Raw genomic sequence first — 13,906 nt, forward strand, 5'->3', positions numbered from 1 at the left:
CTGCATGCACGCAACCAGAGGAGGGCCGCGCACCTCGTGCTGATACTGCTCATCGCGCTTACCGCCGCCACGCTGGCCGCCCCTGTGCTCATTCGCACGGTGGGACGCGCCGCGTTTGGCCTCCTCGCGCTCGTGCCGCTGAGCGGGTTCATCTGGGTGGCGCGCCTGTTCGCCGCCGGGATGTTCCGCGACGGCGGCGAGGTCAAGGCGGTGTTTACATGGATGCCGTCGACGAACCTCAACTTGGAGTTCCGCCTGGATGCCCTCGCGGGTCTGTTCAGCCTCATCATCCTGGGTATCGGCGCGCTGGTGCTGTTTTATTGTTGGGGCTACTTCAACTCCAATCCGCGGCGCCTGGCCAAGTTCGGCTTCGAGCTGACGTTCTTCGCCACGGTCATGTACGGCCTGGTCATCGCCGACAACTTCCTGCTCATGTACGTGTTCTGGGAGTTGACATCCATTCTGTCGTACATGCTCGTGTCCTACTACGGCGAGCGAGCATCCTCGAGGCGTGCCGCCATGCAAGCGCTGATGGTGACCACCATGGGCGGGCTTGCCATGCTCGTGGGCATCAACCTGCTGGGCTTCAAGGCGCAGATTTGGAAGCTGTCCGAGATCCCCCAGATCACCGACATTGAAAACACCCCGGCGATCTCCGCCGCCATCGTGCTGATCATGCTGGGCGCGCTGACAAAATCCGCCCAGTCCCCCTGGCATTTCTGGCTGCCCGGCGCGATGGCCGCACCCACCCCGGTGTCGGCTTACCTGCACTCCGCGGCGATGGTGAAGGCCGGCATCTACCTGGTGGCCCGCTTGGCGCCGGACTTGTCCGCGGTGAACACCTGGCACCTGGTGGTGTTGTCCACCGGCGGTTTCACCATGCTGCTGGGCGGCTGGATGGCGCTGAAGCAGCGGGACCTGAAGCTGATTTTGGCCTACGGCACCGTCAGCCAGCTTGGTTTTATCACCACCGTCATCGGCGTGGGCTCGCGCGAGGCCACCATGGCCGGGTTAGCCATCACGTTCGCGCACTCGCTGTTCAAGGCCGCGCTGTTCATGATCGTCGGCGCGATCGACCACGCCACCGGGACCCGCGACATCCACGAACTGTCCGGGCTGGGCAGAAAGCAGCCGCTTCTGGCCACGCTGGCCGTCATCTCCGCAGCGTCGATGGCGGGCATCCCGCCACTGTTTGGGTTTGTGGCCAAGGAGACCGCGCTGGATGCCATCCTCCACGAGGAACTGCTCGTCGGTATGCCGGGCAAGATCACCCTGGTGGTGCTGGTGGCCGGCTCGATCCTCACTATGGCGTACTCGCTGTACTTTGTCTACGGCGCGTTTGCCACGAAGGGCCAGCCGTGGGCGGAGGGGCAGTCCCCGGCGGTGCGCGACATGCACTCCCCGGGCCCGAAGCTGTGGCTTTCCCCGGCCGTCCTCACCGCCTGCACGGTGGGCTTCGGCCTGTTGCCGGCGGGGCTGTCGGCACCGATCAACGAGTACCTCAACGTGCGCTTCCCGGACGTCGAGGGTGCGGAGCTTGCACTGTGGCACGGGTTCACGGTGCCGCTGGCACTGTCCGGCGTAATCATCTTCGTGGGCGCCATTATGTTCTGGCAGAGCAACGTGGTGGCCAAGGCGCAGTTCGAGCGCCCCGCACTCGGCGATGCCAACGCGGTGTGGGACACCCTCATGGACACGCTGCGCCGCTGGTCGCTGAAGTTGACGGCATCCACGCAGCGCGGCTCGCTGACCATCAACCTGGCCGTCATCTTCACCTTCCTGGCCGTGGTGCCGCTGGCCGCGCTGATCCTGGGTGATTCCAACAACATCCGCATGCAGGTGTGGGACAACGTTTGGCAAGGCTTGGCGGTCACTGTCATGGCCGGGCTCGCGTTTTTCGCCGCCGTGCAGCGCAACCGCCTTTCCGGTGTGATCATGGTGGGCCTGACCGGCTACTTCATGGCGCTGATCTTCGTGCTGCACGGTGCACCTGACCTGGCATTGACGCAGGCACTGGTCGAGACCATCGTGATGGTGGTGTTCATGCTGGTGCTGCGCAAGATGCCCACGGAAACAGAGCAGCGCATCGAGGACAACCGTTTGCGCGCCTGGTTGTCCATCGGCACCGGCGTCTCCGTGGTCACCGTGGCCATGACGGCCATGTCCGCACGCGTGGCCGAGCCGATTTCCAAGTACATGCCGGAACTGGCGTACGAGATCGGCCACGGCCGCAACACAGTCAACGTGTTGCTGGTGGACCTGCGTGCGGCGGACACCTACGGCGAGACGCTGGTGCTGGTGGTCGCCGCCACCGGCATCGCCAGCCTGATCTTCGGCACCTTCCGTTTCGACCCGGAATCGCGCCGCCCCACTCTGTCCACCACCAAGGCGCGCTGGCTCGCCTCCGGCGTGGAGACGGAGACTGCGCAGAACCGCTCCATCCTGGTGGATGTGGTCACGCGCCTGCTCTTCCCGTCGATGATGCTGCTGTCCGCCTACTTTTTCTTCTCCGGCCACAACGCCCCGGGCGGCGGTTTCGCAGGCGGGCTCGTCGCAGCGCTTGCGCTGACGTTGCGGTACTTGGCTGGAGGACGCAGCGAGGCAGAGGAAACGCTGCCGGTGCACCCGGGCAAGGTGCTAGGCATCGGCATCATGTTCACAACCGCGTCTGCGGTCGCCCCGATGTTCTTCGGGATGCCTCCGCTGACCTCCTCGTACGCGGAGTTCAGCGTGCCGCTCGTCGGCGACGTGACGGTGCCGTCCGCCCTGATCTTCGACGCGGGCGTCTACATCATCGTCGTCGGGCTGATCATGCACGTGCTGGCCTCCATGGGCGCCTACCTGGACCGCGAGGAGGACACCCGAAAGCAGCGCGCCCGCGACCGCGCGCGCGAGTTGCAGGCGAAAAACGAGCAGCGCCGCAAGCTCATGTCCAGAAACCGCAAGGCGCGTTACGACGAGCGCAGGGCGGTGGCGGCCAGCGGGTCGTCCATAAGCAAACGCGAAAGGAGAGGCGAGTAGATGGAAGCGAACCTGTTTTTGCTTATCGGCTCCGGTGTGCTGATCGCGTGCGGCGTGTACCTGATGCTGGACAAGTCCATGACCCGCATGATCATGGGCGTGACCCTGATCGGCAACGGCGCCAACCTCCTGCTGCTGCAGTCCGGCGGGCCTGCAGGCTCCCCGCCGATCATCGGACGCGACTCCGAGGCGGCCGCCGACAGCGCGGACCCGCTGGCGCAGGCGATGATCTTGACCGCCATCGTGATATCCATGGCCATGGTCGGTTTCATGCTCGCCCTGGCCTACCGCCAATACCGCTACCGCACAGACGACATCGTCGAGCGCGACGAGGAGGATCGCGCAATCGCCGCGCGCCCCAAATCAGCCTCCCCGGACCGCGACAAATCCGACGATGCGCAAACCGGTAAAGCCAGCCCGTCCGGCCACGCGTTCGGCCCCAAGCCGTTCGAGGACCCGGTGAAGGAAGTCAAGGGAGGCCACGATGCGAAATAGCTTCATGGCCTTCGCCGACTGGGTGCTGCCTGCCATGCCGTACCTGACGGTCATGCCGATCATCCTGCCCGCGTTTGCCGCCGGGCTAATCATGCTGTTCCGCGGCGTGAACCTGCAGCGCTTCATCGCCTTGGGCACTTTGGCCGCGCTGACCGTGATCGCGGCGGTGCTGATCATCGTGGCCGACACCCACGGCATCCAGACGGTGCAGATGGGCGGTTGGGATGCGCCGGTGGGCATCACCATGGTGGCGGACCGGTTGAGCTCCATCATGCTGTTCGTCTCATCCATCGTGCTGTTTGCAGTGATGTGGTACGGCATCTCGCAGGGGCTTCGCGACGGCGACGAGGACGACCCCGTCGCCGTCTTCCTGCCCACCTACATGCTGCTGAGCATGGGTGTGAACCTGTCGTTCCTCGCCGGCGATCTATTCAATCTCTACGTCGGCTTCGAAGTCTTCCTGGTGGCCTCCTACGTGCTGTTGACTCTTGGTGCGTCCCCGCAGCGTGTGCGCGCAGGCATCGGCTACGTCATGGTCTCCATGGCGTCCTCCATGGTCTTCCTGTTCGCGCTCGCGCTGGTCTACGCGTCAGTGGGCACCGTGAACATGGCGCAGGCCGGCATCCGCATGGAGGAGCTGCCCACCGGCACCCGCGCGGCCATCTTCGCCACCTTCATCGTGGCCTTCGGCATCAAGGCGGCGATCTTCCCGCTCGACGCGTGGCTGCCGGACTCCTACCCCACCGCCGCATCCATCGTCACCGCCGTCTTCGCAGGACTTTTGACCAAGGTGGGCGTGTACGCCTTCATCCGCGTGCGCTCCACCGTGTTCACCGGCGGCGCCTTAGATTCCACGCTGATGGTGATCGCGCTTCTGACCATGATCGTGGGCGTGATGGGCGCGATCGCCCAGAACGACATCAAACGCTTGATGTCGTTCACCCTGGTCAGTCACATCGGCTACATGATCTTCGGCATCGCGCTCGGCTCGGTTGCGGGCCTGTCCGGCGCCATCTTCTACGCGGTGCACCACATTCTGGTGCAGACCTCCCTGTTCCTGGTGGTCGGCCTGGTGGAGCGCCAGGCAGGCTCCGCGCAGCTGCGCCGTTTGGGCTCGTTGCTCTACACCGCTCCCGTGATTGCGCTGCTGTACCTCATCCCCGCGCTGAACCTGGGCGGCATCCCGCCGTTTTCCGGCTTCCTGGGCAAAATCATGCTCATCCAGGCTGGCGCAGAGGACGGCTCCTGGCTGGCATGGGTGCTCATCGGCGGCGCGGTGATCACTTCACTGTTGACCCTGTACGCCATGATGAACGTGTGGTCCAAGGGCTTTCTCCGCGACCGCGCCGACGCCCCCGAAGGCGACGTTGTGTTGGCGCGCCCCGCGAACCTGGCCGCGCGCTTGGAAACCGTCGCCTCGGGCGACCGCGACGACGTCGGCCGTGTGCCCGCCGGCATGTTTTTGTCCACCGCGTTTTTGGTGCTTGCGTCCACCAGCATCACGTTTTTGGCTGGCCCGATCTCCAACATCACGGACCGCGCCGCCCAATCCGCCCAGGACCTGTCCATCTACCGAAGCGCCGTGCTTCTCGACGACCCTTCGGCCCCCACCCGCAACCTCGACGCCTTCCGCGAACAGACCGGCGCCGGCGGCGGCCGGGACTCCCTCGAACAACGGGACTCCTCCCGCCCCGCGGGTCCCACCAGCACCGGCGTGACCACCGAGAGGGTGCCGGAGCCCGCGGACGCTGAGTCCAACACAGAGTCCAACACAGAGCCGAACGAGGTGAGCCGCTGATGTTTTCCGGTATCGCCCACCGGTTCCGCCCGCTGACCGTGGCGTGGCTGACGTTCATGTGGATCCTGCTCATGGGCCAACTCAGCTGGGGCAACCTCGTCGCCGGGTTGGGCTTGGGCCTGCTCATCGTGCTGGCACTGCCCCTGCCGCCCGTGCCGCGCAGCGGCAACCGGGTGAACTGGCTCAAGCTGGCCGCGTTTGTGGCCGAGTGGTTCTTCGACCTGCTGGTGGCCTCGGCGAAAGTGGCGTGGCTGTCGCTGCGCCGCGCGCCGCAACCCCGAAACGCCGTGCTGCGCGTGCCAATGCGCCTGAGCAACGAGCTGGTGCTGTACCTAGCCACCTGCGCCTACAACCTGCAGCCCGGCGGCACTGTCACCGACATCGACCTGGCCAACCGCGAATGGACCGTGCACATCCTCGACGCCGACAGCGACGCCGCCATCACCCGCGAAATTGAAAACGTGCAGAAATTGGAGCGCCAAATGATCGCCATCTTCGAAGGAGGCCGCTGACATGCACAGCACCGCCTACACCGTCTGCCTCACCGTGGCCGCCGTGTTCCTCGTCGCCGGATTTTTCATCTTCGCCTGGCGCGCCATCGTCGGCCCCGACTCCATGGACCGCATGCTGGCCAACGACGGCATCACCGCCTCCCTCCAATGCGCCCTCGCCCTCTACATCTGCTGGACGCTGGACACCACGGTGGTCAACGTCATGATCGTCATCGCCCTGCTCGGCTTCGTTGCCACCCTGTCCGTCGCCCGCTTCCGCAAGAGGGACGGTTCCCTATGATCGCCGACGCCATTTCTCTGCTGTTTATTCTCCCCGGCGCGTTCATGGTCTTCTCCGCCGCCGTGGGCACCGCCCGGTTCAACTCCACCCTGGCGCGCGTGCATGCCATCACCAAACCCCAGACCACCGGCCTGGTGCTCATGATCACCGGCACCATCATCCGCGTCGTCACCGCCGAGGACTTCAGCGTCCACGAACGCGGCGACATCGGCATGATGGTGCTGCTCGTGATATTCGCCCTGATGACCAGCCCCGTCACCGCGCAGCGCCTCGGCCGCATCGCGCGACGCGAAGGCCTCTACGGCGACGACGAGCAGCTCACCCGCAACGACCGCCCCGCCAGCTACCACCCGCGGCGCATCAACCCTAAAGGCTAAGCTCCCACATCTCCGCGCAGGTCGCGTCCACGACGTCCTTCCAATCCCCGGTGCGCTGGTAGATCGCGCGCTGGCGCTCGTAGCCCGCGCCGCGCTCGATGATCTCACGGACCAAGTTCAGCTCGTCGACACAATCGAGGTCGGCGGCGACGGGCGTGAGCTCGTCGATAAGCAACTGCAACTCGTGTTTCACCCAGTCCTCGTCGGTGCCACGACTAGTGATGACCAGGGCGTCCATGCCATAGCGGGCACCGCGCCACTTGTTCTCCGCGACATGCCACTGCTGCAAAGTGGGCAGCTTTTCGCCGCGCTCGAGCATGCGGTCGTAATGGACAACCAGGCAGTGCGTCAGCGCCACGACGGCCGCGAGCTCGCGCAAGTTGCTCGTGGCGTCCGAGATGCGAACCTCGACGGTGCCCCACTTCGCGGCCGGACGCACGTCGAAATGCATGGAGCCGGTGTGGTTGATCACGCCCGACGTCTGCTGGTCACGCATGAAATCGACCCACTCGTCCCAGCTTTCGAACTGATACGGCATGCCCGCGGTGGGCAACTGCTGGTAGAGCATCGTGCGGTTCGACGCGTAAGAAGTGTCAATGCCGTCCCAGCCCGGGCTCGAGGCGGAAATGGCGAGCAAGTGCGGGTACTTAGTCATCACCGCGTTGATGATCGGCCACACCTTGTCCTCGTGACTGATGCCCACGTGGCAGTGGATGCCCCACAACAGCATGTGCTGGCCCCAGTACTGCGTGCGGTTGACGATTTCCTCGTACGTGTGCTTCGGGCTCAGCGGGTTCGTGCGGAAATCCGAAAACGGGTGGCCGCCACTTGCCCAGAGCTTCAGGCCCTTCTCATCCGCGACCTCCTTGACCGCGCTGAGGTCTCTTTGCAGCGCGCGCACCGCCTCTTTGGTGTTGGCGCAGATCGGGGTGACCAGCTCGATGGTGTTCTGCAAAAACTCCGGCTCGAGGCGGATGTCCGGGTAGCGGGCCTGCACCTCCTCTATCACCTCGGCGGCGCGGGGCACCAAGTCGCGTGTGACCGGGTCGACGAGGCAGATCTCCCACTCGACTCCAAGGGTGGGGCCGTCAGACCTGGAAAAATCGCGGAATGGATCCATAGACGACGAGCCTATCCCCTGCCGGGCCCTGGGCGGGTGCCAGAAGCTGTTTTATATGCGCGGGTGACGTGGGGTGTTGGGGCGTTTGTGCGCCGCTAAGGCCGCCCCAAACCGTCCATGCGCCGAAACCGGCTACCTAGAACCGGTTGCCAGCTTGATTTTCGCTTGGTAGTCGGTTCTAGGTAGCCGGTTTTGTGGGAGGGGGCACTCTGGGGCAGGCGACGACTTTGCAGATGGTGAAAGGCAGATGGTGAATCCGCGCGGATTTTGCGGATTTTCACCACCTGCCTTTCACCATCTGTGGGCAGCGGGCCTCAATCGGGCCGGCGTGCCCGGCGCGGTGCTAGCCCGCCAGGACCACCGCCACGGCGGCGCTGTTGTTCGCGGCCTGCTCCGGGATGCTCGTCGCGCCCTCGGGGAGGTCGCCCTTCGCGCGGGCGGCACCGCCGACTCGGCGGGCAATGTCGGCCGCAACCTGCTCGGCGCCCGGCACGGCCGGGTCGAAGAAGACGTAGGTCTCCGGGAAGATGCCGTAGACCTGCTCCGGCATGTTCATCACTGCGGCGTCGGCCGAGTTGTTGGCCACGTTGTACTGGCCCTTCAGCTGGTCGGCGGTGCGGCTGGCCAGGTCCGGGGTGCCGGAGTTGTTGTAGACGTACACCTGGGCCGACGCGTTGTCGAGGCCGGCGCCCGCCGGAGCGGGTGCCGGTGCCGGTGCGGGCTGGCCGTTCTCGCCCTGGCCCTCGGCGCCTTCCGGACGCTGCGCGTTCGGATCCTGCGCGTTGGGGTCCTGGGCGTTCGGGTCGCCTGCGCGGTCGCCCTCCTGGCCCGGCTGGCCTTCAGTGTCCTGGGCGTTTTGGTCGGTGCCTGGCTGACCTTCGACCCCCTGGCCATCCTGGCCGTTCTGACCAGCACCGTCGCCGGCGGGGGCGGCCTGGGAGGTGCCGACCACGGTCGACGAGGTCGGCCCAGCACCTTCACCTTTGCCGTCGTCGCCGTTGCCGTCCTGCGTCATCTTCCAAATGCCCCACAGCGCCAGCAGCGCCGCCACGGCGATCAGGATCATCGCCAGGCCGCGCTTCGGCAGGCCGCCTTCCGCGGCGCCGCCAGCAGCAGCTGCCTTACGACGATCCTCCGGCTCCTCGTAGGCGCCGTCGTAGGGCTCCTCGTAGATGGCGTCGTCGGCGCTGCGGGAGCGGGAGCGCGCGCCAGCACCAGCGGCACCAGCACCAGCGGCGCCAGCACCAGCGGCGTAGTCGACGTCCTCGATGTACTCGGAATCGTCGTCGCGGCGGTGGGCACCGCGGTACTCGGTGTCGGCACCGGAAGCGGGGTAATCGTCGACGATTTCAGCGTCGATCGGCTCGGCGTCGTACGCGCCGTCGTAGGAGTCGGAGTTCCCTGTGTAGCGCGTGGAGCCGGAGTCGGGGCGGTTGTTGCCAAAGTTGTCGTTAGTCACATCGGCAACTCTAACCACACCAACGCGGGAAGCAGGGGCAACACACCGTAAAGTTGAACTAGAGGTTGGGGGACCTTTGGTCGTCGCGAAGCCTTTGCAAACGCCGGACGAGCTGAGGCTCGGCCGCGAGCGCATCGGGCGAGTCCAGCAACCGATTCAAATGCTGGTAGTAGCGGATGGGCTGCATGCCCAGCTCAGAGCGCACAGCGTCCTCGCGCGCACCGATCGACCTGGGGGCGCGCGCGGCGAAGCGGAGCACGGAAAGGTCGGTGTCTGAAAGCATGCCTAATATATTGGCATGACCATCCGACCCATCGTTATCCACGGCGACCCGGTGCTGCACGAACCGACCAAGGAAGTCACGCAGCCCGTTAAGGAGCTGCAAGAGCTCATCGCCGACATGCACGAAACCATGGACGCCGCCCACGGCGTGGGCCTGGCCGCCAACCAGATCGGCGTGCCGCTGCGCATCTTCGTCTACCACTGCCCGGACGGCGACCAGATGCGCCGCGGCACCGTAATCAACCCGGTGCTTGAGACCTCCGAAATCCCCAAGACCATGCCCGCGGACACCGGCGAAGACGACGAGGGCTGCCTGTCCGTGCCGGGCTACGGCTGGCCCACCGGCCGCGCGGACTGGGCGAAGGTGACCGGTCTGGACGAAAACGGCAACAAGATCGAGGTCGAGGGCACCGGCTTTTTCGCCCGCTGTCTGCAACACGAGACCGGCCATTTGGACGGCTTCTTGTACACCGACGTGCTCACCGGCCGCTATAAAAAGGAAGCCAAGCGCGTGATCCGCGACAACGGCTGGAAAGAAGCCGGCCACACCTGGCTTCCGGGCACGGACGAAGATCCGTTCGGCCACGACGATTAACGCGCTAAGATATCCGCCATGCGTATCCCCGCCACCATCGCCGCCGCGTCGCTCACCCTCACCCCCGCGACGCCCGCGGAGCCAGTTGAGCAGTTGCTTGACAGCGTCTCCGCCACCCACGAATCCTCCACCACCGCCATCAACAGCGCGGAGACGGACGACGAGGTCCGAGACGTGCTCATCGCCTGGCGCAAGGAGCTCATCGCAGCCGCAGACGAACTGTCAGAGCTGCGCGAGGAAGCCGCGGAAGACGGCCTGACCGAGGAAGAAGAGGCCACCTTCGACGAGGCCGCGAAGACGCTCAAGCGCGAGCGCGCCGGCGTACGTGAGCTGCGCGCGGAGCTTCTGCCTGACGACGCACCAGTGGTCGTACCCTCCCCCATCGAGGGCCTCGACGAGATCCTGGGCACCACCGCGTTTGACGCGTTCGAGCGCTCTGAGGCCGGCGACGCCCCGATCGTGTACGGCATCCCCGGCAGCGACGCGGATCGCCCTGAGCCGACGGTGGTGACTTCGGCGACACCGGTGACCAAGCCGACGGTGGTCGAGGAGCCGACGGTGGTCGAGGAGCCGACGGTGGTCGAGGAGCCGACCACCCCAAGCAGCACGACCACCACCCCGTCGAGCACCACCTCCGCCACGTTCGACCCCGAGGTGACCCACCGCGTGGAGCGCCTCCAGGACAGCGACACCACCACGACCGAGAACACCACCACGGAAACGACGTCGGAAACTACGTCGGAAACTACGTCCACCACCACGGAATCCGCAACGTCTACCACCACCGACGCCTCTGCGACCACCACGGCCACGACGTCCACCTCGTCGACTTCGAGCAGCTCCACCCGCTCAGTGCTGGAAAACCGCACCACGTCGGCAACGTCTAGCTCGACGACCTCCTCCTCGTCGACGACCTCGTCCTCCTCCAAGACGTCGTCGACCACCACAACCGAGGATGACGACGAGCGCGACGGCGACCTCGCCGACACCGGCACCCCGATGCGCGCCCTGATCGCCATCGGCATGCTGTCGCTGATGATCGGCGCGGCCCTGGTGCTCACCGGCGCGATCCGCCCGCGCGGGGCCCGCAAATAGCCGTGTCCCGGATTTTCCGCTCCGACGAGGTGGCGGTGGGCGACCGCGTCGTGGTGCGCCAGCGCCGCGGCGAGCACGCCAGCGACATCATCGGGCACGTGCTCAGCCTCGACCCGCTGGTGATCCGCCCGCAGGAGGTCGGCGGCTTTCCCTCCTCAAAGGAGGCGATTGAGGTCACGGACCTGCACATCATCAAGAAACTCTCGCCGCGCACGGTGCGCAATTCCGAAATCCGAGAGCTGGAAAAACGCCTCGCAGACCGACTCAACGTGTGCGACTGGGCGTGGGCCGGCGGCTGGCTCATGCGCACCGGCGACACCGAGGAGGCCAACTCCGCAGTCCCGCTCGGCCCTTCGGCGGGCTTCGGGCCGTTGCCTATCGACGCCATCCGGTCCTTCTACGACCAGCGTGGCCTGCCGGTGCGGCTGACCATCCCCGAACGTATCGGCAAACCGGCGCTGAAAGTGCTCGACCACGCGTGGGAGCTCCGGGACGAGCAGGTTGTGTGGGTTGCGGGAGAGGCCTTTGGTGTGACGTCGATAGGCAATGTGCCCGAAGGGGCGCTGGAACACCACCGTAGGCGGCTGGCGCTAGGCTAGGCCGCATGCGAATCGCCACATGGAACGTTAACTCGGTGCGCACGCGCGCCGAGCGGATCGCCGCCTTCCTCGAACGCGAGGACGTGGACGTGCTGGCGATGCAGGAAACCAAAACCGCGGACAACAAATTCCCCTACGCCACCTTCGAAGCCGCAGGCTACGAGGTCGCGCACGTGGGGGTCAGCCAATGGAACGGCGTGGCCATCGCCTCGCGCGTGGGGCTGGACAACGTCCGCGACAGCTTCGAGCGCCAACCCGCGTTTGCCAAAAAAGGCGACCCGTCTGTGGAGGCGCGCGCCGTGGGGGCGGTGTGCGGCGGGGTGGACGTGTGGAGCCTTTACGTGCCCAACGGCCGCGAAATCGGCGACCCGCACTACGACTACAAACTGCAGTTCCTCTGGTCCCTGGCCGATCAGGTCCAGCCCGGGGAGCTGCAGGTGTACATGGGCGACTTCAACGTCGCGCCCCGCGACGAGGACGTGTGGGACGTGTCATGGTTCGAGGGCAAAACGCACGTGACGGAGCCCGAGCGCGCCGCGTTCCAGATGCTGCTCGAGGCCGGATTGCACAAGGTCACGCACGAAAACCAGTACTCGTTCTGGGACTACAAGGCCATGCGGTTTCAGAAGAACGAGGGCATGCTCATCGACTTCCAGCTGGCCACCAAGCCCATGTTCGAGCGGGTCCAGCGCGCGTTCGTGGACGTGGAGGAGCGCAAGGGCAAGGGTGCCTCCGACCACGCGCCCGTGATCGTGGACTACGACACCCGCGGCCTGGCCTACGACGAGGTGCGATGAGCCTGGATTTTTCCTGGTGGCAGTTCGCGGCGATGGCCGTGGACTACGCCATCAAGTTCGTGATGATCGGCGTGGTGCCCGGCGGACGCAAGCCGTCCTCGGCCAACGCGTGGCTGCTGCTCATCCTGCTCCTGCCGGTGGTGGGCCTGCCGCTGTACCTGCTGTTCGGCTCCACGTTCGTCTCCCGGCGCCGCCACCGCATCCAGGTTGAGGCGCGCCGCGCGCTGGACGGGGCGTGGGCTGGCCCCGACGGCACCATCGCGCACCTGCCGCCCGAAACCGCCTCGCTGGTCCGCCTCAACCGCCAGCTCACCGGCTACCCCGCCGTCCGCGGCGAGGTGCGCGCGCTGTGGGCGGATTACCGCAAGACCATGCTTCGCATTGCCAAGCTTATCGACGAAGCATCCGCCTCCATCTCCATCGAAATCTACGCCGTCGCCTGGGACGACACGACGGACGTGGTGTTCCGGGCGCTGCAGCGCGCCGTCGCACGCGGCGTGCACGTGCGCCTGCTTTTCGACCACATCGGCTCCGCCAAATACCCCGGGTTCCGGACTTTGAAGAAGCGTCTGACCGACATCGGCGTGGACTGGCACATGATGCTGCCCCTGGCTCCCCTGCGCGGGCGCTGGCGCCGCCCCGACCTGCGCAACCACCGCAAGGTCGTGGTCATCGACTCGAAGGTGGCGTTCGTCGGCTCGTTCAACCTCATCGACCGCGGCTACCTCATGCCCGGGCACGTCAGGGCGGGCCGCCAGTGGGTGGACACGTTTGCGGAGCTGGAGGGGCCGATCGTGGAGTCCATCGAGTCCATGTTCGCCGTGGACTGGTACACCGAATCCGGCGAACGGTTGGATGTGGTGGGGGCGTCGGGGGAAACGTCGATAAGCGATGGCGATGTGCTCCAGCTCGTCCCCTCCGGGCCCGGCTACCTCACCGAGCCGAACCTGCGCATGTTCAACTCGATCGTCCACAACGCGAAAGAGCAGCTCACACTGTGCTCGCCGTACTTCGTGCCCGAGGGATCGCTGCTGGAGGCCATCACCTCCGCGTGCTACCGCGGGGTGCGCGTCGACCTGTTCGTCGGCGAAAAAGCCGACCAGTTCATGGTGCACCACGCCCAATCCGCCTACTACGAGGCGCTGCTGAAAGCCGGAGTGCGCATCTGGGAATTCCCCGCGCCGTACGTGCTGCACAGCAAGTTCGTGCTGGCGGATCCGGGGCGCGAGGGCGCAGTCGGCGTGCTCGGGTCCTCCAACATGGACATCCGCTCGTTCTCGCTGAACTACGAATCCTCCCTGCTCGTCGCCTCCGGCGAGCTGATTACGGCGCTGGAGCAGCTGAGCGCGAACTACCAGGCCGTCTCGCGCGAGCTGACGCTGGAGCGGTGGACGCGCAGGCCCTGGTACCGGCGGTACGTGGACAACGTGTTGAAGCTGACGTCCGCGCTGCAGTAGGGGGTTCGCGCTTTATCCC

General features: G+C 65.9%; 14 protein-coding genes. 11 read left to right on the plus strand and 3 right to left on the minus strand.

Annotated features, from left to right (window positions below):
* The first annotated feature begins 36 nt into the window (after positions 1–36).
* From CAFEA_RS09670 to CAFEA_RS09695, 6 genes are read left to right on the plus strand one after another with little or no spacing between them, the layout of a single operon-like run.
* Entirely contained in the window at positions 37–3,021 is a 2,985-nt protein-coding gene (locus CAFEA_RS09670; RefSeq protein WP_063938927.1) for a Na+/H+ antiporter subunit A, read from the plus strand.
* On the plus strand, positions 3,022–3,516 hold the full coding sequence (locus CAFEA_RS09675) for a Na(+)/H(+) antiporter subunit C (protein ID WP_063938928.1): 495 nt from the start codon (positions 3,022–3,024) through the stop codon (positions 3,514–3,516). It begins immediately after the preceding gene.
* Entirely contained in the window at positions 3,506–5,314 is a 1,809-nt protein-coding gene (locus CAFEA_RS09680; RefSeq protein WP_063938929.1) for a Na+/H+ antiporter subunit D, read from the plus strand. Before CAFEA_RS09675 ends, CAFEA_RS09680 begins: the two co-directional genes overlap by 11 nt.
* Complete coding sequence (locus CAFEA_RS09685) at positions 5,314–5,826, plus strand: Na+/H+ antiporter subunit E (RefSeq protein ID WP_035000118.1); 513 nt, start codon at positions 5,314–5,316, stop codon at positions 5,824–5,826. The genes CAFEA_RS09680 and CAFEA_RS09685 overlap by 1 nt, the downstream gene beginning before the upstream one ends.
* Position 5,827: 1 nt before the next feature.
* Complete coding sequence (locus CAFEA_RS09690; RefSeq protein ID WP_035000119.1) at positions 5,828–6,106, plus strand: monovalent cation/H+ antiporter complex subunit F; 279 nt, start codon at positions 5,828–5,830, stop codon at positions 6,104–6,106.
* Positions 6,103–6,483 carry a monovalent cation/H(+) antiporter subunit G gene (locus CAFEA_RS09695; RefSeq protein ID WP_035000120.1) on the plus strand — a complete coding sequence of 127 codons (381 nt, stop codon included), beginning with the start codon at positions 6,103–6,105 and terminating at the stop codon, positions 6,481–6,483. The genes CAFEA_RS09690 and CAFEA_RS09695 overlap by 4 nt, the downstream gene beginning before the upstream one ends.
* Here the strand turns inward: CAFEA_RS09695 and CAFEA_RS09700 are convergent.
* The 3 genes from CAFEA_RS09700 to CAFEA_RS09710 all read right to left on the minus strand — a co-directional run bounded on the left by CAFEA_RS09700 (position 6,473) and on the right by CAFEA_RS09710 (position 9,345).
* Positions 6,473–7,603 carry a glutamate--cysteine ligase gene (locus tag CAFEA_RS09700; RefSeq protein ID WP_063938930.1) on the minus strand — a complete coding sequence of 377 codons (1,131 nt, stop codon included), beginning with the start codon at positions 7,601–7,603 and terminating at the stop codon, positions 6,473–6,475. The two genes, CAFEA_RS09695 and CAFEA_RS09700, sit on opposite strands and share 11 nt — an antisense overlap.
* A gap of 343 nt (positions 7,604–7,946) precedes the next feature.
* Positions 7,947–9,062 carry a LytR C-terminal domain-containing protein gene (locus CAFEA_RS09705; protein ID WP_063938931.1) on the minus strand — a complete coding sequence of 372 codons (1,116 nt, stop codon included), beginning with the start codon at positions 9,060–9,062 and terminating at the stop codon, positions 7,947–7,949.
* A 58-nt stretch (positions 9,063–9,120) separates the two neighbouring features.
* Positions 9,121–9,345, minus strand: a complete 225-nt coding sequence (locus CAFEA_RS09710; protein WP_063938932.1) for a DUF3263 domain-containing protein — start codon at positions 9,343–9,345, stop codon at positions 9,121–9,123.
* A gap of 15 nt (positions 9,346–9,360) precedes the next feature.
* Between CAFEA_RS09710 and CAFEA_RS09715 the strand changes: the two genes are divergently transcribed.
* The 5 genes from CAFEA_RS09715 to CAFEA_RS09735 are packed head-to-tail and all read left to right on the plus strand — an operon-like array spanning position 9,361 to position 13,887.
* The gene (locus tag CAFEA_RS09715; protein WP_063938933.1) at positions 9,361–9,939 is read left to right on the plus strand and encodes a peptide deformylase; all 579 of its coding nucleotides are present in this window, start codon (positions 9,361–9,363) and stop codon (positions 9,937–9,939) included.
* 18 nt (positions 9,940–9,957) lie between these two features.
* A complete protein-coding gene (locus tag CAFEA_RS09720; protein ID WP_063938934.1) occupies positions 9,958–11,034 on the plus strand; it encodes a hypothetical protein in 1,077 nt (358 codons plus the stop codon).
* A 2-nt stretch (positions 11,035–11,036) separates the two neighbouring features.
* Positions 11,037–11,633, plus strand: a complete 597-nt coding sequence (locus CAFEA_RS09725) for a GNAT family N-acetyltransferase, cg3035/Rv0428c family (RefSeq protein WP_063938935.1) — start codon at positions 11,037–11,039, stop codon at positions 11,631–11,633.
* A 5-nt stretch (positions 11,634–11,638) separates the two neighbouring features.
* Complete coding sequence (locus tag CAFEA_RS09730) at positions 11,639–12,430, plus strand: exodeoxyribonuclease III (RefSeq protein ID WP_063938936.1); 792 nt, start codon at positions 11,639–11,641, stop codon at positions 12,428–12,430.
* Positions 12,427–13,887, plus strand: coding sequence for a phospholipase D-like domain-containing protein (locus CAFEA_RS09735; RefSeq protein ID WP_063938937.1), 1,461 nt, complete (start codon positions 12,427–12,429; stop codon positions 13,885–13,887). The genes CAFEA_RS09730 and CAFEA_RS09735 overlap by 4 nt, the downstream gene beginning before the upstream one ends.
* Positions 13,888–13,906: the final 19 nt, after the last annotated feature.

Origin of the sequence: Corynebacterium afermentans subsp. afermentans, assembly GCF_030408355.1 — a bacterium.
Lineage (GTDB): Bacteria > Actinomycetota > Actinomycetes > Mycobacteriales > Mycobacteriaceae > Corynebacterium > Corynebacterium afermentans.

Excerpts from the sequence above, each read along its gene's own strand:
- CAFEA_RS09675 (WP_063938928.1), top strand. The coding sequence starts at position 3,022 with ATGGAAGCGAACCTGTTTTTGCTTATCGGCTCCGGTGTGCTGATCGCG.
- CAFEA_RS09680 (WP_063938929.1), top strand. The coding sequence starts at position 3,506 with ATGCGAAATAGCTTCATGGCCTTCGCCGACTGGGTGCTGCCTGCCATG.
- CAFEA_RS09685 (WP_035000118.1), top strand. The coding sequence starts at position 5,314 with ATGTTTTCCGGTATCGCCCACCGGTTCCGCCCGCTGACCGTGGCGTGG.
- CAFEA_RS09690 (WP_035000119.1), top strand. The coding sequence starts at position 5,828 with ATGCACAGCACCGCCTACACCGTCTGCCTCACCGTGGCCGCCGTGTTC.
- CAFEA_RS09695 (WP_035000120.1), top strand. The coding sequence starts at position 6,103 with ATGATCGCCGACGCCATTTCTCTGCTGTTTATTCTCCCCGGCGCGTTC.
- CAFEA_RS09700 (WP_063938930.1), bottom strand. The coding sequence starts at position 7,603 with ATGGATCCATTCCGCGATTTTTCCAGGTCTGACGGCCCCACCCTTGGA.
- CAFEA_RS09710 (WP_063938932.1), bottom strand. The coding sequence starts at position 9,345 with ATGCTTTCAGACACCGACCTTTCCGTGCTCCGCTTCGCCGCGCGCGCC.
- CAFEA_RS09715 (WP_063938933.1), top strand. The coding sequence starts at position 9,361 with ATGACCATCCGACCCATCGTTATCCACGGCGACCCGGTGCTGCACGAA.
- CAFEA_RS09720 (WP_063938934.1), top strand. The coding sequence starts at position 9,958 with ATGCGTATCCCCGCCACCATCGCCGCCGCGTCGCTCACCCTCACCCCC.
- CAFEA_RS09730 (WP_063938936.1), top strand. The coding sequence starts at position 11,639 with ATGCGAATCGCCACATGGAACGTTAACTCGGTGCGCACGCGCGCCGAG.
- CAFEA_RS09735 (WP_063938937.1), top strand. The coding sequence starts at position 12,427 with ATGAGCCTGGATTTTTCCTGGTGGCAGTTCGCGGCGATGGCCGTGGAC.